Here is a 1,413-nt window from a genome sequence, read left to right on the forward strand (position 1 = left end):
CGCGCAGGTTGAGGGGCGGCGGCAGTGCATCCTGGGCTTTAATGCGCAGGTTCTGATAGACCCGCTGATAAATGGAGAGCTGACTCAGCTCTTTCTCGGCATTGATGAGCGGCAGTTTGTAGGGCGCAAAGCGGCTGATCGCCCGCCTCAGACTCTGTTCTCTCTCTATTTATTCTCTATTCTTCAAAAGAATAGGATTGAAAATAACGCATGTCTTTTTATCTTTTTTTATACCGCACGACATAATTCCTTTTTTGAATATAGACAATATGGTTTCTAATTTAGCGTTCTGATTAAAAGAAAATAAATATCGATAAATGTTTATCATATTTAACCTGTCATGACATTCGTCATTGACTTTATTTAGAAAGTTATCGTGTTCTATGTTATTAACTAACCCTTGTTTCTTTCTTATAAGATATGGTTTTCTTTTATCTCATATTTTCTTTAACTTGATCCTGAATAGATATTTTTACTCTGTCAAGGATATCCTTTTCTGCTTTTTATAATCCTCATGAAGATAAAACTCAGATACCCGATCAGAGAAAAATCACGCCAAACCATGTAGTTACTTGGTATTTCTTGATCGAAAAGAAGCTTTAATGCCCTATCTTTATTATCAATAATTTCATATTTATTAAATTCTTCAATAGAACCGGATAAAAAATCCGAACTTTTAAAGAATTCAACAGGTTCCATATAAAAATTTATTATCTCACCCAGATTAAATTATCCTAAAATTTTACTCCAGAGATCAAAGATGCTTTGTCTTACTTTTTAATTTACGTCTTTCCTCTGAATATTAGTGTTATACCTATCTTTGGATTTAATAATATTGCCATTCTCCATACCTTTTTTAGCTATATTTTGAATGTTAGCTACTTGTTTCGATATGGTATCAGTTGATTGATTTAAATTCATCTTATCCAGAGCATTTCTTATTGCATCAGTATATCCGTGATGATTACCTTGATGCCTTGCCATTACATTAACTGGTCGGCATTGGAGTATTACGGGTATTTGCCACGGTAAGAAAGAAACCAGCCGGAAGCGATTCCGGCTTTTTGCTGTTTCAGAGAGAAAACAGAATAAAATAGCTAAAATATATCCTATGTATATAAATAGCTTTCCATAATACCGATACACCTATGCCTTTTGTTTTCTTTTTGAACAATATTGGTTCTGTAGCCTATCTCATTGATTCTACGGACCACTTGGATGAAAAGGCTGTATGTCTTGGTACACAAGGGCTGGTTGGAAGTGGAGCATAATTATGAAAACTTATTTATTTACCATTAATCTTATATTTTTCTGTATTATTCATTTGTTTATCTTCTTATTTATTTTATATTTTTGTGATTTTAAATTATATATTTAATATATAAGGTCAACCCTGAAAAGTATTTATTTTAA

General features: G+C 32.6%; 2 protein-coding genes. One reads left to right on the forward strand and one right to left on the reverse strand.

Annotated features, from left to right (window positions below; translation table 11 throughout):
* Positions 1–280: hypothetical protein (locus CKY02_RS25100; protein WP_167405364.1), on the forward strand; the 280-nt coding region annotated here is incomplete at its 5' end.
* A gap of 497 nt (positions 281–777) precedes the next feature.
* Here the strand turns inward: CKY02_RS25100 and CKY02_RS26070 are convergent.
* The gene (locus tag CKY02_RS26070; protein WP_240002132.1) at positions 778–984 is read right to left on the reverse strand and encodes an AHH domain-containing protein; all 207 of its coding nucleotides are present in this window, start codon (positions 982–984) and stop codon (positions 778–780) included.
* Between the last annotated feature and the right edge of the window lie 429 nt (positions 985–1,413).

Origin of the sequence: Photorhabdus bodei (genome assembly GCF_003287735.1) — a bacterium.
In the GTDB taxonomy this organism is placed as follows: domain Bacteria; phylum Pseudomonadota; class Gammaproteobacteria; order Enterobacterales; family Enterobacteriaceae; genus Photorhabdus; species Photorhabdus kayaii.

What these genes read in the sequence shown, in the direction of transcription:
- CKY02_RS26070 (WP_240002132.1), bottom strand. Translation starts at nt 984, where the DNA reads ATGGCAAGGCATCAAGGTAATCATCACGGATATACTGATGCAATAAGA.